Source organism: Streptomyces sp. B21-083 (assembly GCF_036898825.1).
GTDB lineage: Bacteria > Actinomycetota > Actinomycetes > Streptomycetales > Streptomycetaceae > Streptomyces.
The window spans coordinates 4,274,515-4,300,894 of the sequence record NZ_JARUND010000002.1 but is presented as its reverse complement, the minus strand read 5'-3'; the positions used below and the strand labels follow the sequence as shown (position 1 = coordinate 4,300,894).

The following is a 26,380-nucleotide window of genomic DNA, read 5'->3' as shown; positions in this document are numbered from 1 at the left end:
CTTGTGTCAGGAAGTACGGCCGAAGCAGCGCTCCAGCTCATCCAGGTCGTAGAACTTGCTGCCCTTGGACACCGGTCGGCAGCCCGCCTTGAAGGCGGTCTCCTTCTCGTTGTAGAGCATGAGTACGAGCGTGTTGTCGCCCTTGCGGAACACGTCCCACTGGATGTTCGAGGCCATCGGCGCCACGGCCGCGCCCCGCCACGGGTTGTCGCCGTACGTGTACGGCCGCGCGGCGGTCGCCCCCTGTGTACTGCCCGGCAGGCCCATCAGCGCGGCGAGCGGGATGATCTCCTCGGCGTGTGTGAAGCGCAGTTCGGCACCGAGGGTGCCGGCGCCCGAGGTGCTGCTCTCGGCGGTCTCGGCCTTCGTGAAGAAGTCGTCGAGCAGGACGTCCGCCATCTTGTAGGTGATGTCGCTGCCGGCGAAACCGGGGCCCTTCTCGTAGAAGTCCTCGGCGTCGCTCAGGTATCCGAACCAGGCGGCGTCGGCCTGCGAGATATACCGGTCCATGTGCCAGCCCTTGCCTCCGGGGCTCTCGTCGCTCATGGCCGGGGCGATGCCGTACAGGTTGTAGACCGCCTCGGCCGCGTCCACCGCGCTGCCGACGGAGGAGAACTCGCCGTCGACGATCCGCTGCGCGAACGGCCGCTTGAAGATCTTCCGGAGTACGTCCGAGGCGGCGCGGTGGGTGGCCGACTGGTCGGTGATCGACGCGAGGGTGGTGGCGAGGCGCTGGTCGTTCGCGATGTAGTCACGGTAGGCGGCGCCGCCCGCGGCCTTGTGGAAGTAGAGCAGGTCCTTGTCGGTGCGAGCCGTGCCGATGAGCGGCCCCAGCGCCGGGCCGGTGGCCGCGAGGGTGTCCGCGAAGAGCTGCCCGCTGTCGACGGCGCGCGGCCCTGTCCGGAGCTGACGACGTCGATCTTCTCGCCGTTGTGTGCGATGCCGGCGAAGAGACCCGGCAGCCGCTTCTCCATCCGTACGGCGGTGCCCGCGATCTCGCTTTTCCCGCGCCCGCTGAGGTTGCCGTAGCCGACCTTGGCCATGGCGTCGAGCAGCGCCCGTACCTTCGGCCCGAACTCCTTGCCGCGCGCGGTGAGTTGCCCCTCGCTCTCGGCCTGGTCCCACAGCTTGAGGATCAGGTCGCCGTCCGAACTGTCGGTCGCGGCCCGCGAGCCGTGCCGGGAGACGTTCTCCGCGAACACCGGGACGAAGCCCTTCGGGGGCTGCTGGTAGCTCCGCAGGCTCTGCCGGGGAGCGTACGAGGCCTTGGTGCCGTAGCTGTCGGCGGAGGAAGAGGTGCGAGTCGAGGTAGTGGTGGAGGCGGAGGAACGGTTCGCCGCGTGGGCGGGGAGCGTGGTGGCCAGCAGGGCGCACAGGGGTGCGGCGAGGGCGAGGGTGGCGCGGTTCATGGGCGCGTCGTCGGTGGCCCGGATGAACCCGGGATGGCCGTGGAATGGCGCATGCGGGGCGTATGGGGCATGTGTGCTGTAGATTCTGGTTGATTGATTCACCTTGTGCTGGAGATTTGGTGACTTCTATCATCGAAGTACTGTCCGCGAGACCCCAGTGATACCCAGAGGTCGTCCGATGAAGTCGATGCAGCAGCCCCAGCACCATCTGCCCCTCGACCTGCCACTGGACCTGCCCGTCGACCTCGACGAAGCCGTCCACCGGTGTCTCGTGGCCGGTTTCGACGGCACCGCCGGTGTCCCGGACACCCTCAAGCGGCTCATCGAGCGCGGCCTCGGCGGGGTCATCCTCTTCACCCGTAACGTGCGCGACGCGGACCAGGTCCGCCGCCTCACCGACGAGCTGCGCGCCCTGCGCCCCGATCTCCTCGTCGCCATCGACAACGAGGGCGGCGGCATCGGCCACCTCGTCGCCGCCGGCGCGCCCGAGGTGCCCGGCTCCTACGCCCTCGGCGTCGTCGACGACCCGGACCTCACCGCCCGCTGCGCCGACGCTCTCGCCGGTCACCTCGCCTCGCTGGGCATCACCGTCTCGTACGCCCCCGTGGCCGACCTCCAGCACCACCCCGGCAACCCGATCGTCCGCACCCGCTCCTTCGGCGCCGAGCCGGAACTCGCCGCACGGCACCTGCGCGCCTGGATCACGGCCACCGAGGCACGCGGTGTCGCCTCCTGCGCCAAGCACTTCCCCGGCCACGGCGGCACGGTGACCGACAGCCACCACGAGATGGCGGTCGACCGGCGGTCGTACGACGAGATACGCGCCGACGTCGAGCCGTTCCGGGCAGCGGTGGCGGCGGGTGTGCCGATGCTGATGAGCGCGCACGTGGTGTATCCGGCGCTGGATCCGGAACGGCCCGCGACCCTCAGCCGTCGCATCCTGGGCGACCTGCTCCGCCACGACCTCGGCTTCGACGGGGTCCTGGTCAGCGACGCCCTGGAGATGAAGGCGATAGCCGACCGGTACGGCGAGGCGGCGGGCGCCCGGCTCGCCCTCGCGGCCGGCGCCGACCAGGTAATCGTGGCGGTACCCGACCTGACGACCACCCTGGCCTGCCGGGACGCGGTGATCGGCGCGCTGCGGGACGGCATGCTCGCGGAGGAGCGGGTACGGGAGGCCGCCGGGCGGGTGCGGAGGCTGGCGGACCGGTATGCGGGGGCGATGGGGGAGGGCGTGGTCGCGCCGTGGGACGCGGACGCCGGGCTGAAGGCGGCTCGGCGGGCTGTGCGGGGTGGCTCCGCCGGTTCCGGGGTGGGTGGTGCCGTGTCCGCGGGGGCCGTGTCCGCGGGGCGGGGCGCGTATGTCGTCGACCTGTTTCCGCCGCCGCATCCCGCGCTGAACTGGGGCGGCGAGGATCTGCTCAGCGAAGTGCGCGCACTGGATCCCACGGCTTCGGGTATGGCGCTGAACGAGGTTCCGGTGGATCCGCGTGCCATGGTCGAGGGGGTTCTGCGGTGGGCGGCCGGGGTACCGCTCGTGGTCGCCACGTCGGACGCCGGGTTGTATCCGTGGCAGCGGGAGCTGCGGGAGGCGCTGGTGGCCGGGCGCGGGGACGCGGTGGTGGTGGAGACGGGGTTGCCGGATCGCGCCGCCGCGTTGTGTTCGTACGGGCGGGGGCGGGTCAATCTGCGGGCGCTGGCCGAGGTGCTGGTGGGAAACGGCGTCTGACGCTGCCCCCGTTCCTTTTGGTACCGGCGCCGGTACCAAAAGGAACGGGGGCAGAGACGGGCGTCGGGCGTCTCAGGTCGTCAGGTCGGTCAGCCGGCGCAGAGCGTCAGATTGATGGTGGCGCCCTTGGACACGATCTTCGGCTCGTGCGGGTCGACCGAGACGACCGTGCCCGGCTTGCCGTTCTTGCCACAGTCCGTCGTCTTGACCGTGCCGAGCTTGAGCTGCATCTTCGCCAGCTGCTGCGTGGCGAAGTCCAGGCTGAGGCCCCCGAACTCGTACTTGAACTTGCTGCCCTCCAGCAGGACCGTGGCGGCCGGGTTGTAGGTCGACATGGTCGAGCTGGTGGCGACGGCCATGGGCCTGGGGGCGTCCGAACCGCCGGTGGCGATGGCGGTGCCGCCACCGGCCACGATGAGCGCGGCGGCGATACCGGCGATGGTCGTGTTCCGCCTGCGACGGGTCTTGCGCACGATGCCTGCGCTGTCGAAGTCGGGTGCGGCGGCGGAGTTCGCGAAGTCGTTCATGGCGTTCACCAGTTCCTCTTCGAAGGGTGTGCCGTCGGTGCGGTGGGTCATCGGGTTCCTCCCGCGGAGCCCGTAGAGCCCGTAGAGCCCGCAGATCCCGTGGTTCCGGGCTGCTGCTGTGGCGACGGCGATGAAGGTGACGGTGAAGGGTCGGAGAGCGCGGGAATCCGGCTTCTGAGCTTGTCGATTCCCCGGGCGAGCTGGGACCGTACGGTGCTCGGCGAGATCCTCAGGTCGGCCGCTATCTCGGCGTCGGAGAGGTCGTGGAAGTACCGCAGCACCACGACCGTGCGCATACGCATCGGCAGCGACTGCAGGGCCCGGACCAACTGGTCCCTGCTGTCGACCCGCCCGTACTCGTCCCCGAGGGCCGCCCTGTCGCCGGTTTCCTGGTGCGGAACGGGTGACACCAGCGGGACCATTCGGCGAAATCGCCGCCACCGGTCGTTGGCCAGGTTCACCATGATCCGCCGCACGTAGGCGTCCGGAGCGTCCTTGGCGGCGATGGTGCGCCACTTGCGGCAGACCCGCTCCAGGGTCTCCTGGACCAGATCCTCCGCCGCCTCCCGGTTCCCGGTGAGGACGAGGGCGCCACGGAACAAGGACGCCGACCGGGTGGCGACGAACCCGGGGAAATCCATCTCCCCGGATTCCCCGAACGCGGAGTCGGCCCTGGTGCTGGTCCCGCCGAGGCGGGCGCCAGGCTTCCACTCGGTTGCCAGATCCACACGCTCCTCCCTTCCTGTCACCTCTCCTCGACGTGACAGGCCGCGCGTCTGCTGCACGGGCGGGATGTGAGCTGGGTCATAGCCCGGGCCTCATCAGAGGTCCCGGACGGCCTCCTTGATCCCCCGTGCCGCCAAGTACTTCTCGTCCTCGGCCCGTTCCGCCAGCACCACCGCCGGGCGCACACCCTCCGCCCGCTGTCGCATCCACGCCTCGAAGTACGCGCCTCCAGGGCCTGAGATCGAACGGTTCCCTGGTGTGCAGTCCAGGACCAGGGCGGTCGTACGGGGCTCGGCCGTACGAGGCTCGGCGCGCAGTTCGGCGACCGTCTCCGCGAGAGCCTCGGCGATGGGTTTGGGGCGGCCCGTGGAGTCGAACAGACCGAGGGTGTACTCCAGTTCGGGGAAGTCGGCGAGGGAACGGTCGACGTCGTGGGAGCACCACCAGGTGACCCCGTACAGGTTGGCGCAGTCGACGGCGTTGCGTACGGTCGCGCGGGCGAAGTCGGGGGCGTCGGCCGCCGGGATGTGCGGCTCGGGAGCGCCGGTCTCCTGGACCCAGACGGGCCGGGCGGGGTCCTCGGCGTAGGCGGTGGCCAGTTCCACGCCGTACTCCGCGAGGTGCTGGACCTGCGGGGAGCGGGGGCCGTAGCGCCGGGCGCAGTCGGCCGAGAACACCCAGGGGTGGACGGTCGTCAGGTCGCCCTTACGGGCCGAGGCCTCCGGCGTGAAGGGGTGGTCGTCGCTGTACCAGGCGGCGTCGTACGCGGAGTGCGTGACCAGGCCCCCCGCGCCTGCCGGGCCCAGGCCGGTTCGCGCGGCGGCCAGCAGGGTGTCCAGGTAGTGGTCGATGTCGGCGACCGTCACCGGGTTGTGTTCGACCAGGTTGTTGAGCTCGTTGCCGAGCTGGAGGCCGAGGAGGTTCGGCCGGCCGGCCAGAGCGGCGCCGAGGGCGCGCAGCAGGTTGGCCTGCGCCTCGATCGCCTCCGGGTCCGTGAAGACGTTGCGGTGGTGCCAGCTGCGGGTCCACTCCGGGTAGAAGTCGAAGCTGGAGAGGTGGCCCTGCACACCGTCCACCATGACGTCGAGGCCGGCGTCGGCCGCCACGTCCACGAGTTGCGCCACCTGGTCGACGGCGGAGGCACGGATCAGCGTGCGGTTCGGCTGGAGCAGCGGCCAGAGCGGGAAGATCCGTACGTGGTCCAGGCCCAGCCCGGCTATCTGGTCGAGGTCCTCGCGGGCGAGGGCCGGGTCGAAGTCGTACCAGGAGTGGAACCAGCCCCGGCGCGGCGTGTAGTTGACGCCGAAGCGGGGGCCGGAACGGGGGGCGGGGAGTGTGCTCACGGGTCCTCCTCGGACGTACGTGACTGCGCCGGGCCGCGAGTCGGGTCTTGTCCTCGGCGAATGTATGAACCACCATAGTGCGCGATGAGCAATGAATTGAACCAGGATTCGGGTCGGGATTCCGGCCGGGGTGAACAGGGTGTTCCAGCGGTCGGCGCCCTCGTCGTCGGGCTCGACGCCGGTGGCACCCGTACGCGCGCCGTGCTGGCGTCCGCCGCCGACGGGCGCCCGCTCGGTGAGGGCGTCGCCGGGCCGGGCAACGCCCTCACGGTCCCTGTCGCGCAGCTGACCGAGCACCTCGTCGAGGCCCTCGCCGGGGCGGTGCCGGAAGCGGACCGCCCCCGGGTCGTCGCCGTCGCGGGCGGCTTCGCGGGCGCCGCCGGCACCGCCGACGAACCCGGCCGCGTCAACGCCCTCACCGCGCTGACGCAGGCCCTGCGACGCCTCCGTATCCCCGCGCACCAGATCCGGATCTGCAGCGACATCGAGGCCGCCTTCGCCGCCGCCCCGGGCTCCGCGGGCCCCCCTGCGGACGGGCTGGCTCTCGTCGCCGGCACGGGCGCCGTCGCGATGCGCATCACCGACCGCCACTGCGAGAAGACCGTGGGCGGCGACGGCTGGCTCCTCGGCGACGACGGGGGCGGCTTCTGGATCGGCCGGGAAGCGGTCCGGGCCGCCCTGCGCATGGCGGACCGGCGGGGCGGCGACACGGCTCTGGCGGCGCTGGTGGGAAGGGAGTTGGGGGTACCGGACGCTGTTCTCCCGTATCTCCCGTATCCCCCTCCCAAGGGTGAGGCATTGGCTTCCTACGAGGGTGAGGGCGGCGCCGGTTCGCGCTGGTCCCGTTCCGCACGGGAGGCCTATCGGCGGCACGTCCTGCCCGCCGTCATGGCCGAACCGCCCGTCAGGCTGGCCCGGTTGGCCCCGCTGGTCGCCGAGGCGGCCTGGGCGGGGGACGCCCTGGCACAGGCGATCATCGAGGAGGCGGCCGGTCACCTCGCCGACTGTGTACGGGCGTTGGGGCCCACGCCGGGCGAGTCGGTGGTCGCGACGGGCGGCCTGCTCGGCCCGGAAGGCCCCCTGACCGTTCCCCTGGACCGGCGCCTGAGCGCCCTGGGCCTGGTGGCCCACTGGGTCCCGGACGGCAGCCGGGGCGCGGTGGCCCTGGCCCGGCTCGCCCACAACGGCGGGCCTGACACCCACCCGGAGAAGAACCAGTGACCGAGTCCCCTTCTCCCCTCTACCGGGACCCCGGCGCCCCGGTCGACGCCCGCGTGGCCGACCTGCTGGCCCGGATGACCCTGCGCGAGAAGGTCGGCCAGCTCAACCAGCGGATGTACGGCTGGGACGCCTACCGCCGCCGCCCGGACGGCGGGTTCGAGCTGACCGAGGCCCTTTACGAGGAGACCGACCGCTTCGAGGGACTCGGCGCCCTGTACGGACTCCTGCGCGCCGACGCCTGGTCCGGCGTCGACCACTCGACGGGTGCCGACGCCGACGCGGGCCCGGTACTCGCCCACCTGGTCCAGCGCCACGTACTGGAACGCAGCCGCCTCGGCATCCCCGCCCTCTTCGTCGAGGAGGTCCCGCACGGCCTCATGGCCCTCGACGGCACGGTCCTCCCCGTCAACCTGGCGGTGGGCGCCACCTGGGACCCGGACCTGTACGAGCGGGCGGCATCCCACGCCGCCGCCGAACTCCGCGCCAGGGGCGGCCACTTGGCCCTGGTCTCGGCGCTGGACATCGCCCGCGACCCGCGCTGGGGCCGTACGGAGGAGTGCTTCGGGGAGGACCCGTACCTTGCCGCGCGTCTGACGGAGGCGCTGGTGAGAGGCATGCAGGGGGACGTGGAGGAGCGGGGGGGTTTCGCCTCGGCCAAGGCCGTGGTGGTTCTGAAGCACTTCGCCGGTCAGGGTGCGACGGTGGGCGGCCGGAACTCGGCCGAGTCGGAGTTGGGTCCCCGTGAACTCCACGAGATCCACCTCCCGGCAGCCAGGGCCGGCGTACGGGCCGGTGCCGCAGCGGTCATGGCCGCGTACAACGAGGTGGACGGCATCCCGTGCTCGGCCAACGGCCCCTTGCTGAAAGGGTTGTTGCGCGACCGCTGGGGTTTCGGCGGCCTGGTCATGGCGGACGGTCTGGCAGTGGACCGCCTGGCCCGCATCACCGGCGACAAGGTCTCCGCCGGAGCTCTCGCCCTCAACTCCGGTATCGACCTGAGCCTTTGGGACCAGGGCTTCACGCATCTCGCGGAGGCGGTGGAACGGGGTCTGGTGGAGGAGTCGACGCTCGACACGGCCGTATCCCGGGTCCTGACCCTGAAATTCCGCCTCGGCCTCTTCGAACACCCTTGTACGGCGCCCAAGTCGCCGTCCGCCGAAGACGGCCGCGTGCTGAGCACAGCCCTGGCCCGCTCGTCGGTCACCCTGCTCCACAACCAGGCGGGCGCCCTGCCCATCGACCCGGCGACGGTCTCCCGTATCGCCGTCATCGGCCCGCACGCCGCCACCACGGCCCACCAACTCGGCGACTACACCGCCCCCCAGCGTCCCGGCACAGGCGTCAGTGTCCTGGCCGCCCTCCGCCACCTCACCCTCCCGGGAACGGAGGTACGTCACGCCCACGGGTGCGCCCTGACCGGCGACGACCTCTCCGGCATCCCCGAGGCGGTCGCGGCGGCGGCGGCCTCCGATTTGGCGGTGCTGGTCCTGGGCGGCAGCAGCGCCCGTACACCCGACACCGAGTTCGACGCCAACGGCGCGGCGCGGACGATCGTCTCGGAGATGACCTGCGGGGAGGGCGTCGACCTGGCCGACCTGCGCCTGGGCCGGGCCCAGCACACCCTGCTGGACGCGGTGACGGCGACGGGCACCCCCACGGTCGTCGTCCTGATCCAGGGCCGCCCGCACGCGGTCCCGGAGGCGGCGGAACACGCCGCCGCGCTCCTGACGGTCTGGTACCCGGGCCCCTGGGGCGGCGAGGCGATCGCCGAGATCGTCCTCGGCCACACCGCCCCGACCGGCCGCCTCCCCGTCTCGGTCCCCCGCTCAGCGGCCCAACTCCCCGTCTACTACAACCACAAGGACACGGAGTACCGGTCGTACGTGGACGAGGACGCCGAGCCGCTCTACTCCTTCGGCCACGGCCTGACGTACACGACGTTCGAGTACGGCACCCCGAAAGTCGTTGCGGGCGGGGCCGGTTGCGAGGTCGACGTCACCAACACCGGGGATCGGGCCGGACGTTCCGTCGTCCAGCTGTACATCCGCCCTCTGCGTACGACGGTGTGGCCGCGCACCCTGGAGCTCCGCGCCTTCCAGAGCGTCGACCTGGCCCCGGGGGAGCGCCGTACGGTCACGTTCGCCCTCGGGGTGGAGCAACTCGCCCAGGTAGGACGGGACTTGGGGCGGGCGGTACTGCCGGGGAGTGTGGAGATCAGGGTGGCGGAGTCGGCGCGGGGAGCGCTGTCCGCCGTACCCGTGACCGTGACCGTCGGCTGTGCGACGCCGTGCTGCCCGGCCGACTCGCACGAGGGCTGCGGGCATCAGAACCTCGACCCGTATCCCGGCGCCTGAGGCGTGGATCAGTCGGTGGGGCGCGGGGTGTGACGGCTGTGCGTCGGCTCGCTGCCGTGGACACGGGCGGCGATGGTTCGCGCGCACACCAGGGACTCGGTGTGCGACGTGTCGACCTCCAGGTCGTAGACCACGCCCTCGTGGACCACGTCCGCCTGCGCGGCGGCCATTCCCGGGGCCCGGTCTCCCCGGGCGGCCTCGCGGTCGGCGGCGACCGTGCTGTCGCAGCGGACGCCGACCCACAGCACGGGCAGGTCACCAACTTCACCAAGAGCCTTCCGCCACCGCTGCTGGGACGCCGCTCCGCCGAGGAAGACGTCGTCGATGACGACCCGGGCGCCCGCCCGGACCATCGCCGCGACGCCTTCCCTCCAGGCGGCCTCCAACGCCAGGAAGTCCGTCCCGACGCTCACCTGGCCGTCCGCCGCGATCTCGATCCCCGCGTCCGACTCCCGCATCCTCGCGGGCAGGGCGTCGACGAACGAGTCACACCCGAACGTCAGCCACGGATCCGGCAGTTCGGCTTGCAGACACCGTACGATCCGGGACTTCCCCGAGCTCGAACCACCGTTGAGAATGATCATCTGGATCGCCATCTCGCCACCCTAGTGCGAGGGAGTGACCGCCCCACGGAGCGCTAACGTCGAGCCCATGATCGTATGGCTCAACGGCACCCACGGCGCGGGCAAGACGACGACCAGCGCGCTCGTGCAGCGACTGATCCCGGATTCACGGGTGTTCGACGCCGAGAAGGTCGGCGAGACACTGATGGACATCACGCCCGGGCTGCCCGGGACGGACAACTTCCAGCACTGGCCGCCGTGGCGACCACTCGTCGTCGAAACCGCCCGCCACGTACTCGACTACACCGGCGGCACGCTGGTGATGCCCATGACCGTCCTGGTCGAGCGGTACTGGCGCGAGATCAGCACCGGCCTGGCCCAACACGCCATCCCAGTAAGGCACTTCATCCTCCACGCGGACCAGGACACCCTCCGTGGCCGTATCGCCGGCGACACGGTCCTCGGCCCCGACTCCCCGTTCCGCCTGAAATACCTGGAGCCCTACGCCGAGGCGGCCCGCACGTGGCTGCACGCCGAGGGCGAGGTCGTCGACACCTCGCGCCTAGCCCCCGCCGAGGTCGCCCTGCGGATCGCGGAGGCCGTGCGGGGCGGCTGACGCGACTGACGGCCACTTGCGCGTTCACTTGGCTCATGGACGAAAACGCTGTGACCGTACGCGAAGTTCGCGCTCGCCTTGCCGATCACATCAACCGCGCTGCGCGGGGCACCGCGACGGTGATCACTCGTAACGGTGCTCCGGTGGCTGCCCTTGTGCCCATCGCCGACTTCAACGCACTGGAAGACGCGGCCGACGAACTGCTCGCGCGGGAGGCCGAAACTGTTCTCGCCGAGGGCGGCTCCACCGTGACCATGGTCGAACTGCTTGCTGACCTGTTCACCGAGCGGAATGCGGGCGCGGAGGGACGCAGGCACGGAGACGTTGTCGATCCCGAACAGCACATGGCACGCCAGGGAGGCCTCGCTCTCGGACAAACCGGTCGACGCGCGTCGGCATGGGCTCGTAGCCTCTCGGTGTGTCCGTACCCCGAGATACCGACTCCTGGCAGCAGGTGAACTCCCGTCAAGACTTCTCCGCTTACCTCCAACTGCTTTCGATCGACTGTGAGCGCGCGTGCAGCGGGCAGGGCGTCGACGAATCTCTGGCGCAGCGATGGATCAACCGAACGATCTCCGACTTCCTCTGGGGCTGGGTCCGAGTCCTGGGCAAGCGAATCGACGGCACCGACCTGCTAGGGGAAGAGGCTCCCGGCCGGCCCGGCTGGCAAGGTCTGGCCTACCAACTGAACGCCGCCCGGACCTCCCCTCCCGCGTTCAACTGTGCTCTGGCCGACTCCGGAACTCAGTCGCACGAGGTGGACAGTGCGATCGACCTACGGTGGTACGCGGCAAGCCTCGCCACCGACTTCGTCGGCCACCAGCGGGAACGCGAGGCGGCGGCGCGCCGCAATGAATGGGCTGGCGACGGAGGCAGTTGGGCGCACAGCAGTCTGTACGGCTGGCTCGACGGCTGGGCCGCCTGGGCAGGTGCCAACTCGGCGCGCCACGTGGAACTGGAACCAGTCACCTGGCGATCAGTCGCCCTGCAACTCTCAGCGGCTCAGGGCTACGAGTAGCCATAAGGTCGGTCTGGCAGTCGTATGAGTGTCGGCCACTGATCGGTCGCCCACTCCGACGCGAGAGGCCCGTCACGAGCCGTCGATCAGTTTCTGCACGGCGGCCGGCAACTCGGTGCCGGAGCTGACGGAGACGAAGACGGCTTCGGCCCGTGTCTCCCCGACTGCGACGGCCACCTTCGGGGAGATTCCCTTCACCTCGTAGGCGGTCAGTGTCGTACCGGGCTCCTCGGCTTCGTCCTGCTGATGCTGCAACGCTCGGACGGCGGCTTGGCGGCGTAGTTGACGGCGATCGTCAGCTCACGCTGCTCTGCCCTGGGACCACCAGCCGCGCCAGCGTGGGTCGTTGTGAATTGTCTCGGCTATGGCGATCGCCGCATCGAAGTACGCCGCGGGAATGTCTATGTCCCCGTACAGGGCGACGTTGAGCCATGGCTGCCCATGCTCTACGGGTCCTTCCTCGCGAGCGAGGCGCTGCTCATCACCGGATGTCATGCGACCCGGTAGCGGTCCCAGCCGCGTAGACGTCTGTGTCGGAGCGGTCAGCGTGGTCGGGCTTGGTGACGGCTGCTGTGGCGGCTCGCTCGATCTTCGAGCGATGCGCTTCCCAGTAGGCCGGGTCGCGCTGTGGAGTCGCGTACCGGGCTGTCGTGCCGGTGGACTCGTCGAGTTGTTCGCGGAGGATGTCGGCGTGTCCAGCGTGCCGGCTGGTCTCGGTGAGCATGTGGACCAGGATGTTGAACAGCTTCACGTCGGGACGTGGCCACCAGGGCACGTGGCCGGGAGAGTCAAGGGCGAGGGCGGTGATGGTCGCGTCCGAGTGCTCCCATACGCGACGGTATCGGTCGACGGTCTCATCACGCGTCTCGTACTCGGTAGCCCACATGTCGGCACCGGCATCCCCGGCGTCGTCCCACCAGGGCAGAGGCTCGGGGAAAGGCCGGTCGAAGACCTCGCCGAAATACCTGGACTCGCAGATCGACAGATGCTTGACCAGGCCGAGGAGATTGGTGCCGGTCGCGGTCAGGGGGCGGCGGACGTCGTACTCGCCGAGCCCGTCGAGCTTCCAGAGCATCGCCTCGCGAATCTCTCGTAGATCGCCGTGCAGGTATTCTTTCGCGAATCCATCGATCACGGGGCCTGAGCCTGTCACGCACCACCGGCGGGTTCAACCTGCGATCGGCAACCCTGCCCTGCCGAGTCAGGTCGCCCCGTCGCGCGCCCGGACGGCGGGGCAGCTCAGCTGCACGGATGTGTCACCTAACGCTCGGCCTTCACCCAAGGCCTCACCCCGAGCTTCCCGGTCGTGCCGAGGTCGAGGTTCGGGGTCACCGTCACCGGGGCCGCCCCGGTCTTCGTGCGGACGCGTACGTAGGGCACGTTCACCGGTGTGCCGAACTGGGTGGTGTTGCGCCAGACCAGGCCGGCGGTCGCCGATTCGCCGGGCTTGAGTGTGACGGGGCGGGGTGGGTTGTCGGGGCCGGCGCCGGTGGTGATCTCGGAGCTGCCGTCGAGGATCCTGACGCCCGTGACGGGCTTGCGGGCGTCGTCCAGGAGTTGCAGCAGGGGGTAGCCCTCGACGGTGTAGTCACGCGTGCCGCAGTTGTCGAGATGCAGGCCCACGACGCGCAGCCCCATGGCCGCGTCACCCTGGTCGGCGCTGACCCGGATCCCGGAGGCCGGGCACGTGCCCGACTCGGCCGGTGCCTCGCTCGTGGGGACCTTGGTCACTTCGAGCACCCTGGCCTGCGTCACCCGTGGTGTGGTGGGCGGTACCTGCCCTTGGCGGACTGTGCCCCGCACGGTCTTGCCGGGGCCGACGGCCCGCACTGTCACGGTCTGGTTGGCCATGGCCCCGCCGTCAGCGCTCATGAAGGTGAAGATGACCGTGTAAGTCAGCGTCTCGCTGCCCTTGTTGGTGACCTCGTACCGGGCACTGACCCCCGAGTCCCGGAAGAGGCTGTCGGCGGAGACGGAGTAGTTGTCGGTGGGGGTGGGCGAGGGCGAAGGCGAGGTCGGCGGGAGGGTCAGGGAGGTGATCCGTACGCCGTCCTTGCCCGGGTCGTCGACCCGGGTACGGGATGGTGGGTCGGCCGCGCCGGCGCCGCCCGTCTCCGTCCCGCAGGCGGTGAGCAGCAGAGTGGTCGCTGCGAGAGCCGGCAGAAGGGGGACGACGGTTCTGACGAGAGCCGGGCGGAGGGAAGCGGGCGGTCTGCGCATCCAGCCATCCGATCAGGGCGTGAACCCCGCGCATGTGATGGAGGCCATAGTTCCGGTCACGGGGGTGTCACAGTTCGCTGGCGGGCGAGTTGAGCTGGCCCCCGTCGTCCCCATCCCCCCTCGCCTCCCTCACAGCTTCACGCCCCCCGAAGCCACCCCCCGATAGAACCATCGCTGTGTGATCACGAACAGCACCAGCACCGGCACCACGGAGATCACCGATCCCGCCATCACCATCCGCTGGTCGTACCCGAACGACGACGTCTGGAGCCTCGCCAACCCCAGCGTCAGCGTGAAGTGTTCCTCGGAGCGGAGCACGATCAGGGGCCAGAGGAAGTCGTCCCAGGCGCTGATGAACGTGTTGATGGTGACGACCAGGATCGCGCCGTACGCCGACGGCAGGTACAGGTAGCGGAACCGCTTCCACTCGCCCGCGCCGTCCAGCATCGCCGCGTCCTCGATCTCGCGTGGGACCGCCAGGAAGGCCGCCCGCATGATCAGTACGTTGATCGCGCCGATGAAGCCGGGCAGCCAGACGCCCGCCAGGTGGTCGACCAGGCCCAGGTCCCGGATGCTCAGGAACAGCGACACCATGATGGACTCGAAGGGGAACATCATCGACGCCAGCAGCAGTACCCAGACCGCCTTCTTTCCCTTCCAGCTCGGCTTCGACAGCATGTAGCCGGCCATCGTCGAGAAGGCGAGCTGGCTCGCTATCGACAGCAGCGCGATCATCACGCTGTTCCTGATGTACGTGCCCACCGGGACCTGGTCGAAGATCGCGCGGTAGGCGCGGAGCGTCGGGTGGTGGGGGATCAGGGACGCGTTCGAGCCGAAGACGTCCTCCCCTACGCCCTTCAGTGACGCCAGGAGCTGCCATAGGAGCGGGCCGATCGTGATGCCGAGGACGAACAGCAACAGCAGGTAGCGCACGATGAGTTCGCGCGGGCGGCCGTAGTCCCGCCAGCGGGGCCAAAGGCGTCGGCGGGGCTCGACGGGCGCCATGGGAGCGGCCGGGGATTGGGTCGTCAAGACTCGTCCTCCTTGGTCAGGCGCTGTGCCAGCAGTGTCAGGCCCAGGGTCAGTACGAAGAGGGCGACGCTGACCGCAGCGCCGTAACCGGCGTTGCCGCTCAGCGGGTCGAGGCCGACGTCCCGGATGTAGAAGGGGAGCGTGCGGTCGGCGCCGCCGGGGCCGCCTGTCGAGCCGCCGAGCATGTAGATCTCCGTGAACACGCGCAGGGAGCCGATGCCGGTCAGCGTGCCGACCAGCATCATCGACGTACGTACGCCGGGAACCGTGATGTGCCAGAAGCGGCGTACCGCGCCGGCGCCGTCCACCGAGGCCGCCTCGTGGAGTTCCTTGGGTACGTTTCCGAGGGCGGCGAGGTAGAAGATCATGTACCAGCCGAGGCCCTTCCACAGGGTCAGACCCATCGCCGACAGCAGGATCAGCCAGCTGTCGGAGAGGAAGGGGATGGCCTCCTTGATGATGTGGGCCTTCTCCAGCCAGGTGTTGACCAGACCCTGGTCCGCCAGCAGCCACTGCCAGCTCAGGCCGACGACCACACTGGAGGCCAGCACCGGGGTGTAGAACGCGGAGCGGAAGAAGCCGATGCCCGGCAGGTTCTTCTCCACCAACACGGCGAGCAGGAGGGGGAGTAGGACCATCAGGGGGACCACGATCAGCGCGTACAGCACGCTGTTGCGGGTCGCCAGCCAGAAGTCCGAGTCCCCGAGCATACGGGTGTAGTTGTCCAGGCCCACGAAGCCCGCCGCGCCGCCGAGCGGTTTCGCGTCGGTGAAGGAGAGGACCAGCGTGTTCAGGAACGGGAAGACGCCGAAGGCCGCTGCTCCGAAGATCGCCGGGAGCATCCACAGCCAAGGGAGCCACCAGCGGCGGTAGATGGCCGCGCCGCCCGCGTCCGGAGTCGGGCCCGGGGTGACCGCCTTCAGTACGCGGCGCACCCTGCCGGGTGACCGCGGCGCCGGGGCGCCCGGTGCCGCCGGAGCGGTCGCGGGCGCCTCGCCGTCAGGCGTCGTACGTACAGCCGTCATCCTCAACTGCCCTGCTTCAGCAGCACGTCGGCCTTGGACTGCGCCTCCTTGAGGGCGTCCTCGGCACTCTTCTTGCCCTGCATCGCCAGCTGCACCTGGGCCGTGATGGCGTTCAACTCACCCGGGGACAGGGCGATTTCGTCGGCGGTCGAGGTCTTGCGGTCCTCGGCGACGATCTTGCGGGCCTCGGAGAAGGGGTCCGTGCCCTTGACCGACTGGAAGAAGGGGTCGTTCAACGAGGCTGTCGTGGAAGGGAAGATGACCACGTTCGGGTCCTTCGCCCACTCCAGCTGGTTCTGCGCGTTGGTCAGGAACTGGGCGAATGACAACGCTGTCGGAGCGTTCTTGCTCGTCGCGGCCACCGATATGTACTGCGGGGCGCCCACGGTGTGGCCGAGGTCGTCCAGCATGTACTGCGCGACGCCCGTCTTCTTGTAGACGCTCGGGTTGTTCTGCTCGATGAAGCGCAGGTAGTTGGGGTTGGTCGAGCCGTAGACCAGCTTGCCCTGGGCGTAGAGGGTCGACGCGTCCTGGTTGGAGGACAGGCTGTCCTTCGGCATGGCGCCGGCCTTGTACATCTTGGTCATCGCCTCGACCCACGCCACCGTTTTCGGGTCGTCGGCGAAGGTGAACGACTTGCCGTCGCCGGAGAGGACCTTGACGCCCATCTGCTGCCAGTCGGCCGGGATACGCCAGATCGGGTTGGCGACGGTGGCGTAGTACTTGCCGTCGGACACCTTGGCGATCTTCAGGGCGTCGTCGAACATGCCGAGGATCGTCGTCGCCGGCTTGGCCGGGTCCAGGCCCGCCTTCTTCATCAGGTCGACGTTGAAGGTCTGGGCGATCCCGCCGGAGTACCAGGGGTACGCGCTGTGCGTCTTCGCCCCCGAGGCGTCGGTGAACACGCTGGACTTCCAGATCGCGGCGCCGAAGGGTGCGCCCGAGCCCGGCGCCTTCTTGTCGAGGTCGAGGAGGTAGCCGGCCTTGGTGAGCGCGATCGACGTGTTGACGTTCAGGTTGACCACGTCGGGGAGGGTGCAGGCCTGCGCGTCGGCGACCAGACGCTGCGTGAACTGGCTGTCGCCCGGGTCGTCGATCCACTTGACGGTCGTGTCCGGGTGGGCCTTCTCGAAGGCCGCGATGACCCCGTTGAAGTACTTCCCGAAGTCCTTCTTCAGGTTCGTCGTCTGGAACGTGATCTTGCCCTTGACGTCCCCGGTGAGCTTCCCGGAGCCGACGTTGCCCTTGTCGACCGAGCAGCCCCCGGCGGTGGCGCCGCCGCCGTCGGAGCCTCCGGAGAGGCCGCATCCGGCGGCCGTCAACGTCAGTACGACGAGACAGGACAGGGATCCGGTCAGTCTTCTTGCGCGCATTGCTGCTGCCCTCCTGGATGCGGGGGTGCTGGTTTGATTCACCAACTTTGACTCCGAGTGATGAAAATGTGGACCAGAATTCATCGGAGGTCAATGGGGTGCCGTGTTGCTTTTCGGTTCCGGAACCGAGGCGGACCGCCTCAGTGGCGGTGTTCGTGGTCCGGGTGGGACGGGTCCCCGGGGTGCTCGTGCCCGGGCGCGTACACGACGTCCGCCCGCGCCAGGTCGAGCCACGAGAAAAAGGCCCGCCGGCCCGCCGCCTGCCTCAACTCGCCCTCGATTCCCGCCTTCACCTGCTCGTACGGCAGGAAATCGGGCTCCGCCGGCTCGCTGAGAGGTCCGCCGGAGGGTCCGTAGGGGTCCACTCCGCGCCGCATCGCGTCCTGGGTGAGGAACCGGTCCCGGTTGTGTACGTAGTACTCCCAGAGGGCTTCCTCGGGGATCGCCTGGTGTGCCTCCAGGTGACCCAGCAGCACTCGCGCGGCGGCCGAGTAGGCCAGCACGACCGCGACGATGCTGCCGAGGCCGGCGACGTCTGCCTCCGGCACGGCACGCAGGCCCTGTGGCGCGGCTTCGGGAGGCCTGAGCCCCCGCTCCGCGCACGCTCGCCGTGCCAGTACGTCCGCCACGACCACCTGCGTGGCCCAGCGCCGTCGCTGGCGCTCCGCAGCGCGCTCGGCGGGAAGGGTTGTGTGTTGGCTGCCGGTCGGTGGGGGCTGGTCGCGCAGTTCCCCGCGCCCCTTCGGCGGCGCCCCACGCGCCGGTACTGCTGTCAGGACCGCCTCCACTTGTTCCCGTGGCACGTATTCGCCCTGTACGAGTGCACAGGCGCCCTCGGGAAGGCGGGTGTGCGGATGCATGTGGTCGTGTTCGTGTTCGTTCATGGGGTCACCTCCAGCAGCACGGCCTCCGTGTACGCCACGCACCCGTGCCAGCCGACCTTCACCATGAGCCAGTACGACCCCGGTGGCAGCGACCCGCCGTCCACCTCGATTCCGCACTCCACCGACTCCCCGGCCGGTACGGCGAACCCCCGCACCCCGGGTCCCACCCCCGCCCAGGTCCCCCACGAGGACACGGCCCACAAGGTGCCGTTGATCTCCCCGAGGGTGGTGTTGCGCAGGCTCACCGGAACCCGTACGCGCTCTCCGCGACGCACGACGGCCCGGTCAACCCCCAGCCGTGTCACCAGGGTTGGGCCGGTACGGCCGTCCGGGGCGCCCTCCGACACGGCGCCCGGAACATCCAGGGCCACGGCATCCTCGTACACCTGGCCGCCGTACGGCAGACGGGCGGTGAGCCAGTGGCGGCCCGGGGGCGCGTCCTTCGGTGGGGTCACCGTGACCTCGGTGAGGGTGAAACCGGCGGGGCCGAGGGCGTACGGCAGCTCGGGCGGTTCGGCGGCCCAGCCCGGCGGGACGCCGAGGGCCAGCGTGCCGGAGACGGGGGAGTCCGTCAGCTCGGAGCTGATACGGACCGTCACCGTGACCGGCCCGGAGGCGGTGAGAGCGGTGGGGGAGAGATAGACGGCGACGGGCAGGTTGCCGCGCGGGGCCGGGCCGGAGTTGTGCAGCCAGTACCGGGTGGCGACGGGTTGGGCGGGCTCGTACGCGTCGACCCCCACGCCCTCAACAGTCGGCGCGGCAGCGGGAGTTGCCCGGACGGTGGCGACCTCGAAGCCGGTCAGGTGGGCCGAGAGGGTGCCGTCCGCGTCCGGGGGCAGTGGCTCCCCGGGCCTCTCCAGGACGTCGGTACGGACGCCGTCCGTCCAGGCCACCGGCCCGCGCACCCGTACCGGCGTCGACCGGCCGTTGACCTCGTGCATCCGTACGACGACACCGCGCCCGGGATCGGCGGGCGCCACGCTCCCCCGGGCGAGCGGTGAACCGGCGGGCTTGAGGGCGTCGAGGAGCACCTCACCGGCGGGTTCGATGCTCAACAGGGTGGTGGTGCGCGGAAGTTCACCGCCCTGTGGCACGGGGGCCGGGGACTGCTCCCGCTCCCGCAGGCGCGCCCGCAACGGATGGTTGTACGCGTGCCCCGCCTGCGGCAGCCGTAGCTCGCGCCAGTCGCCCGTGCCGCCGAGGACGGCGTACTCGAAGGTGTGGGACCAGCGTTGCAGCTGGAACGCCGAACCGTCGGGGGCCGTGCGGCGCGGGGGGTCGACCCAGATGCCGGACGGCCAGCCGGTGCAGGAGCGCATCAGGGACATGTAGAGGTCGCCGGAGGGTGTGACCACGCAGCCGGGTGTGCCCCGGTTGAGGACGGCGAACCCGGTGCCGTCCCAGGTGTCGCCCGGCGGCAGCGCCTCGCCGCCACCGGCGGCGGTGGCGTGGATGACCGCGTCGGCCAGGTCGGCGATGAGCGCGTCCACCGCCTTGGCGTCGTCCTGCGGGCCGCTGCCCGCGACCACGAGCAGCGGCAGCCGCTCCAGATCGCGCAGGTCGGCCCCTGGCACCCACTCCTCGCGCAGCCCGGCACGTGGCGCGACCCATACGGTTGCCACGCCCGACTCGGCGAGCTGGCGCCGGAGTTCACGACCGGCGGCGGGATCCATGCCGAGGGCCTCGGCGACGACGGAGTTGCGCTCGGGGGCGCCGACGGCGATCCGGATGTCGGGGAGGTTGGAGTCGATCTCGAGGTCGCCGTAGCGCTGCCCGCCCGCGATCGTCGAGGTGGCTGTCACCCCCACCCGGACGAGAGCGGCGGCGAGTTCGGCACCGAGCTCGCCGGCCTCGTCCCAGGACGGATAGACCAACTCGGCGACACCGATAGCCCGTTGACCGAGGAGGGCGCCGGATTCGTCGTGCACGGCCACCCGGGCCGTCGCCCCCAGCGCGAACCAGTCGTTGGCCGGGTTGTCGAGGGTCCACGGGAACCGCTCGCTGTCCACCTCCACGAACCCGAACCCGCGCCCGATGACCGCGTCGGCCACCTCGTGCACGGGCAGCCCGCCCTGGACGTTGGAGGGCCAGCGGACCCGGATGAGCCGGTCGCTGCCGTCGTATCCGTCGATGACGGTCGACACGTCCAGCCGGTCTATGCCCTCCCAGAGAGTCAACTGCTGGGTGTAGGTGAAGAGTTGACCGAGGGCGGCGGTGACGATGATACGCGATCCGGCGGCCGAGTGCTCGACCCGTACGTCCGTGTCGGCGACGGCGATGTCACGGCTTCGGGCGGCCGTCGTCCCGGTCGGGGTGAGATGCCAGGGCCCCTCGCTGAAACGCGGGTGCTGCGGATACTCCTCCTGCACGACCAGCTCGTTGCCGATGTCACCGGCGCGCAGCAACTCCCGGCCACCGTCAGTCAGTTGGCGCAGGCTGCTGACGCCGCCGCCGCGCGCGGGGTCGACCGTCACCTCGTAGAACTCGTTGCGGATGGTCAGTCCGTCGCCGGGGGTCCAGCCAGGGACGGACCCGTCCCCGAGCGGCAGGGCCTTCAGCCCCAACCCCGGTACATCGGGGACCACGACCCGCAGCTCGCCGTCCCCCTCCCGTACGGCGGGCAGTGGCAGCCCGGTCGTCTCGTCGAGGGGGACGAGACCCTCGGGGAGATCGGTGGTGAGGGTGTCCCGGCGTTGCCAGGTCGCGGAGTTGAGGACGACGAGGTCGGGGCCGCCGCCGCGCAGCGGGGTCACACGGTCGGCGAGGGACTGGGTGGCGTCGGCGTGCACGGACTCGGCGAGGTCGTACAGCTCGCGCCAGCCGGTCATCAGGTCGATGTACACCTGGTCGGACTCGGAGCCGGTGACCGCGTCGTGGTGGGCGCCGTAGATCAGCTGCCGCCAGGCCTTGTCGAGCGCGGCGTCGGGATAGGCGCGCCCGGTGACGAGGGAGGCGAGCGTCGCCCAGGCCTCGGCGTCGGCGAGGACTGTCTCGCCGTACCGCTGGGCCTGTTTGGTGTCGATGTACGAGACGTCCTTGCCGGTGTAGATCGGGTTCATGTCCCGTGTCTGCGGCGAGGCCCTGCGCCCTTCGGCGCCGAGTTCGGCGCGTACGGCGGCGAAGAAGTCGCGGGGGATCGCGGAGACGAAGCGCGGCCAGACGTACCGCTCGTTCCAGTCGCGGTGGATGGCCATGACCCAGCGGCAGGGCGGCGCATAGTCGCCACCGACCGGGAGGAGGATGTTGCGGGTGAGCGCGACCTCCTTCAGCCCGGTGAAGAGCTTGAGGGCGGCGGCTTCCGCCTCCGGGAGCGTGGGCGCGTTGTCGATGGCCCAGCCGGCGGCGTAGTGGTTGACCATGTACGCGGTCAGCAGCCCGCGTCCGGAGGGAGCGATCCAGTCGAACTCGACCTGGAACTGCATCCGTTGGGGGTCTCGGGGTTCGTCCCCGAAGACGGACATGGTGGGCCCCCACTGGTGGAAGGGTCCACGGGCCCAGGAACTGGAGGAGAGCCCCGCGTCGGCCATCAGCCCCGGGAACTGAGGGTCGTGCCCGAAGGCGTCGAGCTGCCAGGCGGTGTGCGGGTCGGCGCCCAGGATCCCGCGCTGGAAACCGTCGCCGTACAGGGCGTTGCGTACGGTCGCCTCGGCGCCGGTGAGGTTGGTGTTGGGCTCGTTGTACGTCCCGCCCATGATCTCGACGCGCCCGGTGCGCAGCAACTGCCGTAGAAAGGCGCGCTCTTCGGGAAAGGCGTCCCAGTAGGGCTTCAGGTAGTCGACCTCGGCGAGCACGAAGGTGTACGCGGGGTCGCGCCGCGCGAGATCGATGTGCGCCCGCACGAGGCTCAACCCGGACTGGCCGCGCCAGTCGTAGGGGCGCGCGGGGAATCCGGAGGTCGCCGGATCGTCGACGACGTCCCAGGTCTCGGTGTAGGCGGCCTGGGTGTTCCACCAGACCGGGTCGTAGTGGAAGTGGCTGACCATGAACATGGTCCAGCCGGGCTCGGCGACGAGCAGGCTCCCGGTGAGCGAGGCCCGCCGGTCGGAACCTTCCGTGTCCTCGGTGTCCTCGGTGTCCTCGGTGCCCTCTGCGTCTTCGACGGTGACGGTGACGTGGGTGCGCTCGCCGGGGGGCAGGTCGCAGACCACGGGTATCTCGGCGCGGAGGGTGCCGTCGTCGCCGACGGTCGCGAGCGTCTCCCCCTCGGCGCGGACGCCGGGGCCGTCGGCGGTCAGCCGGACCGTACGGCCGGCGGTGGCCTGGCCGATTTCGGCGATCACCACCTGACGCGGGTGCTCGGCGCTGCCGACGAACAGCTCGGTCGACTCGACTGAGGTGACGCGCATGGGTCTCCTACGAGGCCTACGGGGAAACGGATGGAACAGGCGGAACAGGCTGAACAGGCGGAGCGGAGGGGGCCCATCGTGCACCGTTCTGATGGTTCAAACAACCATCTTCAAGTTTCCTTGGTGGTTCATCCATGCAAAAGCCGCCTCGGGGTCAGTGACCCCGAGGCGGCTTCCATGCCGAGTTCGCGACGGCTCAGCGCGTGCGGCGGGACCTCACCGCGTGCTCCCTGGCGATGTGGTCGGTGAGGGCGAGGGAGGCGCTGGCACGCTGGTAGGAGAGCTGGGCGACCCGGACGTACAGGCAGTCGATGAGGACGAGCACGGAGTGGCGGGCGCCGATGCTCTCGGTGCGGAAACTGGTCTCCGAGGAGGAGGAGATGAGCCGTACGTCGGCCGCGCGGGCCAGCGGGGACTTGGGATCGGCGGTGATGGCCACGGTGGTGGCGCCGCGCTGCTTGGCCAACTCGAAGGGCTCGATGGTCTCGCGGGTGGAGCCGGAGTGCGAGATGCCGATGGCGACGTCGGCGGGGGTGAGGAGGGCGGCGGAGGTGAGGGCGGCGTGCACCTCGGTCCAGCCGCGCACCGCGCAGCCGATACGGAAGAGCCGCGTCTCGGTCTCCTGGGCGACCGCGCCACTGCCGCCGACGCCGTACACGTCGATACGGCGGGCGCGGGCGGCGGCCTGTCCGGCGCGCTCGATGGAGTCGAGGTCGATACGGTCGATGGTCTGCTGGATGGCCCGCAGATCGGCGCTGCCGACGACCTGTACGACCCGTTCCAGGCTGTCGTCGGGGGAGATGTCGGGCCCGATCTCGGCGGTACCCCAGTCGGAGACCTCGCCGCGACCGCGTTCCTGGGCCAGCTCGATGAGCAGATGCTGGTAGGAGTCGAGGCCGATGGCACGGCAGAACCGGGTGACCGTGGCCTGCGAGGTGCCGGTACGGCGGCCCAGTTCGGCGGCCGAGCAGTGGGTGACGGCGGCGGGATCCTCAAGGATCAGCTCACCCACCTTCCGCAGGGAACCGGCGAGGCGCGGCAGCTCCGTACGGATGAGGGTGGTGACGTCGGTCGGGGGCATCCCGTTGCCGGAGCCGGTCCGTTCCATGGGGTAACCCGATCTTCTCGGCGCTGTACTGCTGTGCGGCTGTACTTGATGGTAGGGGCGAATGTATCAGCCACCGTGTCTGGGTCAGTTTGAATCCCAGGACCGGCCAGCAGGCCCGTCCGGGGAACGGACACCCCCGTGGGCGTTGCTCGTGCCCCGTTGCTCGCAGCCTGCAGACTGTGATTTATTGATTCACCGGTAAAGGTAGAGCGGGTGGTTCAATCCACCGGTGGGGAGTTTCGAGTGTCCGTCGAGTCGGTCAGTGCGGTCAGTGCCCAGGGCTTCGCGCGCGAGAGCCGGGCCGTTCTCGACCGCATCACGGGGTCGGAGGCGGTCCAGGAGTCGGTGACCCGCGCCGCCGGGCTGATCGCGGACTGCGTCCGCGCGGACGGCGTGATCCAGGCCTTCGGTACGGGGCACTCCCAGGCCCTCGTCCTGGAACTGGCCGGCCGCGCCGGCGGCCTCGTCCCGACCAACCGCCTGAGCATGGCCGACCTCGTCCTCTACGGTGGCGACGCCCCCAGCGCCCTCGACGACCCGCTGCTGGAACGCAAGCCGGGCATCGCCGAGCGGCTGTACGAACTCGCCGAGCCGCACCCCGCCGACCTGTTCGTGATCATCTCCAACTCGGGCGTCAACAACGTCATCGTCGAGATGGCCCTCCACGCGAAGGAACGCGGCCACAAGATCCTCGCGATCACCTCCCTCACCCACACCCGCACGGTTCCGGCGGCCCACACCAGCGGCAAGAAGCTGGCCGACATCGCGGACGTGGTGCTGGACAACGAGGCCCCCACGGGCGACGCGCTGCTGGAACTGCCGGGCGGCGGCGCGGTGTGCGCCCTGTCCACACTGACCGGCGTGATGCTGGTGCAGATGGCGGTCGCGGAGACGGCGGCGGTACTGATCGAGGCGGGGGAGCGTCCGCCGGTGTACGTGTCGGCGAACGTGCCGGGGGGCTTCGAGGGGAACCTGGGGCTGGAGCGGCACTACGAGGGGCGGCTTCGGCGGCCGGCGAGCTGAGTGGACGTACGGGAGGCGGAGGGCGGTGAGTAGCGACTGTCCGCCGGAATCCGCCTTCCGGTCGGCGTGACCGAGTCTGCTCCTGGATACGTTGTGTACACATGGTGCATCCGGTACCTTTGGACGCATGACGCAGCTGCCCATAGAGTCCATCCGTGACGTCCGCGCACACCTTGCCGAGGTCGTCGAGCGGGCCGAGCGCGATGACCAGCCCACCGTGATCACGCGACGAGGAAAAGAAGTCGCGGCCGTCGTCTCGATCGATGTCCTGCGCAAGTACCAGCAGTGGGAAGAGCGCGAGATCAACCGGATCATCGACGAGCGGATGGCCGACCGTTCTGCCGGCGTCCCCATCGAGGACATCATGAGGGAGACCCTGGCGCGCGGTGAATGAGCACGGCGTGAGTGAGTACTGGACGGTCTTCCGGCCCGAGGCGCAGGCCGAGCTTCGGAAAGTCCCCCGCGACATGGCGCTGCGCATCCTGGCCAAGCTGACGGAGTTGGAGAGCGATCCGCTCGGATTCAGCACCACGGCGCTTGTGTCCCAGCCCGATCGCCGTCGCCTCCGGGTCGGCGACTACCGCGTGATCTACACCCTCGACAACGGTGAACTGGTCGTGTGGGTCGTCCATGTCGGACATCGCTCCACGGTTTACGAGACGTGAGGTCCGGGCGAGTCTTCGGAGTGGTCATGGTGGACGGCTAGAAGGGTCGAAGGCGCTCCTCGAAGTCCACGTGCAGCCACTCGCAGTCGGCGGTACGGGCATGCTGCGCGGCGGTGGCGATGAGGGTGGCGCCGATCCCCTGCGACCGGCAGCGCTGAGCCACGACCGGGTCGAGGACGAAGGCGTGAACTCCGCCGTCCCAGGCGGCGTTGACTAATCCGGCGAGGGAGCCGCCGTCCCAGGCGGAGACCCAGCCGAGGCTGTGCGTTGCTGAGCAGGCTCAACCATGGTTCCCAGAAAAGCTGTTGCTGAGCAGGCGCGGCTCATGGACGATCGCGCCCCGTGACGACAAACGCGGATCAACCTCAGCGCGACCACCCCCATGCTCCCCTCACCGCCCGCCCGCTCGCCCTGGTCACCGGAGTCGGGCGCACTGTCGGGATCGGTGCCGGGATCGCTCGTCAACTGGCGGCGTCGGGCTGGGACATCGCCTTCACGTACTGGACCCCGTACGACACCCGCATGTCCTGGGGCGTCGAGTCCGGTGCGACCGAGGCGATCACCCGGTCCCTGACCGAGCGGGGCGCCACGAGCACGGCGATCGAGGCCGACCTCGCCGACCCGGCCACTCCGGCACACGTCTTCGACGAGGTCGGGCGCCGCATGGGCGACGGGGCCGCTACCGGTACCGGTACCGGTGTTACGGCGCTGGTGATGTGCCACTGCGAGTCGGTCGACTCGGGCCTGCTGGACACGACCCTGGAGAGCTTCGACCGCCACTTCGCCGTCAACGCACGCGCGACCTGGCTGCTGATCCGGGAGTTCGGACTCCGCTTCACGGCAGCCCAGGGAACCGGCCGGATCATCAGCCTCACCAGCGACCACACGGTGGGCAACCTGCCGTACGGGGCGAGCAAGGGAGCCCTGGATCGCATCACGTTGGCGGCGGCCCACGAACTCTCCCACCTCGGGGTGACGGCGAACGTCATCAACCCGGGCCCGGTGGACACCGGTTGGATGACCGAGGAGGCCAGGCAGAACACCGTTCGCCACACACCCCTGGGCCGCCTGGGCACTCCCCAGGACACGGCCCACCTCGTGGACTTCCTGTGCTCGGGGGAGGGGCAGTGGATCAACGGGCAGCTGCTGAAGAGCAACGGGGGCTCGGCGTAGGGGGTTTGCCCGGTTCGAAAAGCTG

At 70.1% G+C, this 26,380-nt stretch carries 22 protein-coding genes and 3 pseudogenes; 10 read left to right on the top strand and 15 right to left on the bottom strand.

The window, feature by feature from the left end; all coding sequences use genetic code 11:
- Positions 1 to 6: 6 nt before the first annotated feature.
- A pseudogene (locus QA861_RS43320) lies at positions 7 to 1,409 on the bottom strand (histidine-type phosphatase).
- Between the two features lie 178 nt (positions 1,410 to 1,587).
- Here QA861_RS43320 and nagZ point away from each other — a divergent pair.
- Positions 1,588 to 3,138: a beta-N-acetylhexosaminidase gene (gene nagZ, locus QA861_RS43315; protein ID WP_443041651.1), complete on the top strand. Its 1,551-nt coding sequence runs from the start codon at positions 1,588 to 1,590 to the stop codon at positions 3,136 to 3,138.
- Positions 3,139 to 3,227: 89 nt separating this feature from the next.
- Here the strand turns inward: nagZ and QA861_RS43310 are convergent, their stop codons facing one another.
- The 3 genes from QA861_RS43310 to QA861_RS43300 all read right to left on the bottom strand — a co-directional run bounded on the left by QA861_RS43310 (position 3,228) and on the right by QA861_RS43300 (position 5,734).
- On the bottom strand, positions 3,228 to 3,716 hold the full coding sequence (locus tag QA861_RS43310; protein ID WP_334594441.1) for a PASTA domain-containing protein: 489 nt from the start codon (positions 3,714 to 3,716) through the stop codon (positions 3,228 to 3,230).
- Complete coding sequence (locus QA861_RS43305) at positions 3,713 to 4,393, bottom strand: SigE family RNA polymerase sigma factor (protein WP_334594440.1); 681 nt, start codon at positions 4,391 to 4,393, stop codon at positions 3,713 to 3,715. Before QA861_RS43305 ends, QA861_RS43310 begins: the two co-directional genes overlap by 4 nt.
- A 93-nt stretch (positions 4,394 to 4,486) precedes the next feature.
- The gene (locus QA861_RS43300) at positions 4,487 to 5,734 is read right to left on the bottom strand and encodes a glycoside hydrolase 5 family protein (protein ID WP_334594439.1); all 1,248 of its coding nucleotides are present in this window, start codon (positions 5,732 to 5,734) and stop codon (positions 4,487 to 4,489) included.
- Positions 5,735 to 5,818: 84 nt separating this feature from the next.
- Between QA861_RS43300 and QA861_RS43295 the strand changes: the two genes are divergently transcribed.
- Together QA861_RS43295 and QA861_RS43290 are read left to right on the top strand one after the other, a co-directional pair.
- Positions 5,819 to 6,955: an N-acetylglucosamine kinase gene (locus tag QA861_RS43295; protein ID WP_334594438.1), complete on the top strand. Its 1,137-nt coding sequence runs from the start codon at positions 5,819 to 5,821 to the stop codon at positions 6,953 to 6,955.
- A 74-nt stretch (positions 6,956 to 7,029) separates the two neighbouring features.
- On the top strand, positions 7,030 to 9,309 hold the full coding sequence (locus QA861_RS43290; protein WP_334595038.1) for a glycoside hydrolase family 3 N-terminal domain-containing protein: 2,280 nt from the start codon (positions 7,030 to 7,032) through the stop codon (positions 9,307 to 9,309).
- Between the two features lie 8 nt (positions 9,310 to 9,317).
- Here the strand turns inward: QA861_RS43290 and cpt are convergent, their stop codons facing one another.
- Entirely contained in the window at positions 9,318 to 9,893 is a 576-nt protein-coding gene (cpt, locus tag QA861_RS43285) for a chloramphenicol phosphotransferase CPT (RefSeq protein WP_334595037.1), read from the bottom strand.
- 67 nt (positions 9,894 to 9,960) lie between these two features.
- Between cpt and QA861_RS43280 the strand changes: the two genes are divergently transcribed.
- The 3 genes and pseudogenes from QA861_RS43280 to QA861_RS43270 all read left to right on the top strand — a co-directional run bounded on the left by QA861_RS43280 (position 9,961) and on the right by QA861_RS43270 (position 11,506).
- The gene (locus QA861_RS43280; RefSeq protein ID WP_334594437.1) at positions 9,961 to 10,488 is read left to right on the top strand and encodes a P-loop nucleotide/nucleoside kinase family protein; all 528 of its coding nucleotides are present in this window, start codon (positions 9,961 to 9,963) and stop codon (positions 10,486 to 10,488) included.
- Between the two features lie 35 nt (positions 10,489 to 10,523).
- Positions 10,524 to 10,790: pseudogene (locus QA861_RS43275) on the top strand (type II toxin-antitoxin system Phd/YefM family antitoxin); the annotation flags it as partial.
- A gap of 116 nt (positions 10,791 to 10,906) precedes the next feature.
- Positions 10,907 to 11,506 carry a hypothetical protein gene (locus QA861_RS43270; RefSeq protein ID WP_334594436.1) on the top strand — a complete coding sequence of 200 codons (600 nt, stop codon included), beginning with the start codon at positions 10,907 to 10,909 and terminating at the stop codon, positions 11,504 to 11,506.
- A 72-nt stretch (positions 11,507 to 11,578) separates the two neighbouring features.
- Here the strand turns inward: QA861_RS43270 and QA861_RS43265 are convergent, their stop codons facing one another.
- From QA861_RS43265 to QA861_RS43225, 9 genes are all read right to left on the bottom strand, one after another.
- Positions 11,579 to 11,761, bottom strand: coding sequence for a DUF6281 family protein (locus QA861_RS43265; protein WP_334594435.1), 183 nt, complete (start codon positions 11,759 to 11,761; stop codon positions 11,579 to 11,581).
- Positions 11,762 to 11,987: 226 nt separating this feature from the next.
- Positions 11,988 to 12,641, bottom strand: coding sequence for a DinB family protein (locus QA861_RS43260; protein ID WP_334594434.1), 654 nt, complete (start codon positions 12,639 to 12,641; stop codon positions 11,988 to 11,990).
- Positions 12,642 to 12,766: 125 nt separating this feature from the next.
- Complete coding sequence (locus QA861_RS43255; RefSeq protein WP_334594433.1) at positions 12,767 to 13,726, bottom strand: DUF4232 domain-containing protein; 960 nt, start codon at positions 13,724 to 13,726, stop codon at positions 12,767 to 12,769.
- Positions 13,727 to 13,855: 129 nt separating this feature from the next.
- Positions 13,856 to 14,731, bottom strand: a complete 876-nt coding sequence (locus QA861_RS43250; RefSeq protein ID WP_334595036.1) for a carbohydrate ABC transporter permease — start codon at positions 14,729 to 14,731, stop codon at positions 13,856 to 13,858.
- A gap of 23 nt (positions 14,732 to 14,754) precedes the next feature.
- Entirely contained in the window at positions 14,755 to 15,783 is a 1,029-nt protein-coding gene (locus tag QA861_RS43245; RefSeq protein ID WP_334594432.1) for a carbohydrate ABC transporter permease, read from the bottom strand.
- Between the two features lie 2 nt (positions 15,784 to 15,785).
- Positions 15,786 to 17,156 (bottom strand): extracellular solute-binding protein, encoded by a 1,371-nt coding sequence (locus tag QA861_RS43240; protein WP_334594430.1) that lies wholly within the window; start codon positions 17,154 to 17,156, stop codon positions 15,786 to 15,788.
- Between the two features lie 140 nt (positions 17,157 to 17,296).
- Complete coding sequence (locus QA861_RS43235) at positions 17,297 to 18,040, bottom strand: peptidyl-prolyl cis-trans isomerase (RefSeq protein WP_334594428.1); 744 nt, start codon at positions 18,038 to 18,040, stop codon at positions 17,297 to 17,299.
- Positions 18,037 to 22,386, bottom strand: coding sequence for a glycoside hydrolase family 38 N-terminal domain-containing protein (locus QA861_RS43230; protein WP_334594427.1), 4,350 nt, complete (start codon positions 22,384 to 22,386; stop codon positions 18,037 to 18,039). Before QA861_RS43230 ends, QA861_RS43235 begins: the two co-directional genes overlap by 4 nt.
- Positions 22,387 to 22,582: 196 nt before the next feature.
- A complete protein-coding gene (locus QA861_RS43225; RefSeq protein ID WP_319090715.1) occupies positions 22,583 to 23,467 on the bottom strand; it encodes a MurR/RpiR family transcriptional regulator in 885 nt (294 codons plus the stop codon).
- Positions 23,468 to 23,737: 270 nt separating this feature from the next.
- Here QA861_RS43225 and QA861_RS43220 point away from each other — a divergent pair, with 270 nt between their 5' ends.
- From QA861_RS43220 to QA861_RS43210, 3 genes are all read left to right on the top strand, one after another.
- Positions 23,738 to 24,517 (top strand): sugar isomerase domain-containing protein, encoded by a 780-nt coding sequence (locus QA861_RS43220; RefSeq protein ID WP_334594426.1) that lies wholly within the window; start codon positions 23,738 to 23,740, stop codon positions 24,515 to 24,517.
- Between the two features lie 127 nt (positions 24,518 to 24,644).
- Entirely contained in the window at positions 24,645 to 24,911 is a 267-nt protein-coding gene (locus tag QA861_RS43215; protein ID WP_334594424.1) for a type II toxin-antitoxin system Phd/YefM family antitoxin, read from the top strand.
- Positions 24,912 to 24,918: 7 nt separating this feature from the next.
- Positions 24,919 to 25,182 carry a type II toxin-antitoxin system RelE family toxin gene (locus tag QA861_RS43210; RefSeq protein ID WP_334594423.1) on the top strand — a complete coding sequence of 88 codons (264 nt, stop codon included), beginning with the start codon at positions 24,919 to 24,921 and terminating at the stop codon, positions 25,180 to 25,182.
- A gap of 37 nt (positions 25,183 to 25,219) precedes the next feature.
- Here QA861_RS43210 and QA861_RS43205 read toward each other — a convergent pair.
- Positions 25,220 to 25,447: pseudogene (locus QA861_RS43205) on the bottom strand (GNAT family N-acetyltransferase); the annotation flags it as partial.
- 77 nt (positions 25,448 to 25,524) lie between these two features.
- Here QA861_RS43205 and QA861_RS43200 point away from each other — a divergent pair.
- Positions 25,525 to 26,355, top strand: a complete 831-nt coding sequence (locus QA861_RS43200; protein WP_334594422.1) for an SDR family oxidoreductase — start codon at positions 25,525 to 25,527, stop codon at positions 26,353 to 26,355.
- Positions 26,356 to 26,380 lie beyond the last annotated feature (25 nt).

Coding starts and splice junctions, on each gene's coding strand:
- QA861_RS43295 (WP_334594438.1), top strand. CDS start 5,819: ATGAGCAATGAATTGAACCAGGATTCGGGTCGGGATTCCGGCCGGGGT.
- QA861_RS43255 (WP_334594433.1), bottom strand. CDS start 13,726: ATGCGCAGACCGCCCGCTTCCCTCCGCCCGGCTCTCGTCAGAACCGTC.
- QA861_RS43250 (WP_334595036.1), bottom strand. CDS start 14,731: ATGGCGCCCGTCGAGCCCCGCCGACGCCTTTGGCCCCGCTGGCGGGAC.
- QA861_RS43215 (WP_334594424.1), top strand. CDS start 24,645: ATGACGCAGCTGCCCATAGAGTCCATCCGTGACGTCCGCGCACACCTT.
- cpt (WP_334595037.1), bottom strand. CDS start 9,893: ATGATCATTCTCAACGGTGGTTCGAGCTCGGGGAAGTCCCGGATCGTA.
- QA861_RS43225 (WP_319090715.1), bottom strand. CDS start 23,467: ATGCCCCCGACCGACGTCACCACCCTCATCCGTACGGAGCTGCCGCGC.
- QA861_RS43280 (WP_334594437.1), top strand. CDS start 9,961: ATGATCGTATGGCTCAACGGCACCCACGGCGCGGGCAAGACGACGACC.
- QA861_RS43290 (WP_334595038.1), top strand. CDS start 7,030: ATGACCCTGCGCGAGAAGGTCGGCCAGCTCAACCAGCGGATGTACGGC.
- QA861_RS43240 (WP_334594430.1), bottom strand. CDS start 17,156: ATGCGCGCAAGAAGACTGACCGGATCCCTGTCCTGTCTCGTCGTACTG.
- QA861_RS43245 (WP_334594432.1), bottom strand. CDS start 15,783: ATGACGGCTGTACGTACGACGCCTGACGGCGAGGCGCCCGCGACCGCT.
- QA861_RS43235 (WP_334594428.1), bottom strand. CDS start 18,040: ATGAACGAACACGAACACGACCACATGCATCCGCACACCCGCCTTCCC.
- QA861_RS43230 (WP_334594427.1), bottom strand. CDS start 22,386: ATGCGCGTCACCTCAGTCGAGTCGACCGAGCTGTTCGTCGGCAGCGCC.
- nagZ (WP_443041651.1), top strand. CDS start 1,588: ATGAAGTCGATGCAGCAGCCCCAGCACCATCTGCCCCTCGACCTGCCA.
- QA861_RS43310 (WP_334594441.1), bottom strand. CDS start 3,716: ATGACCCACCGCACCGACGGCACACCCTTCGAAGAGGAACTGGTGAAC.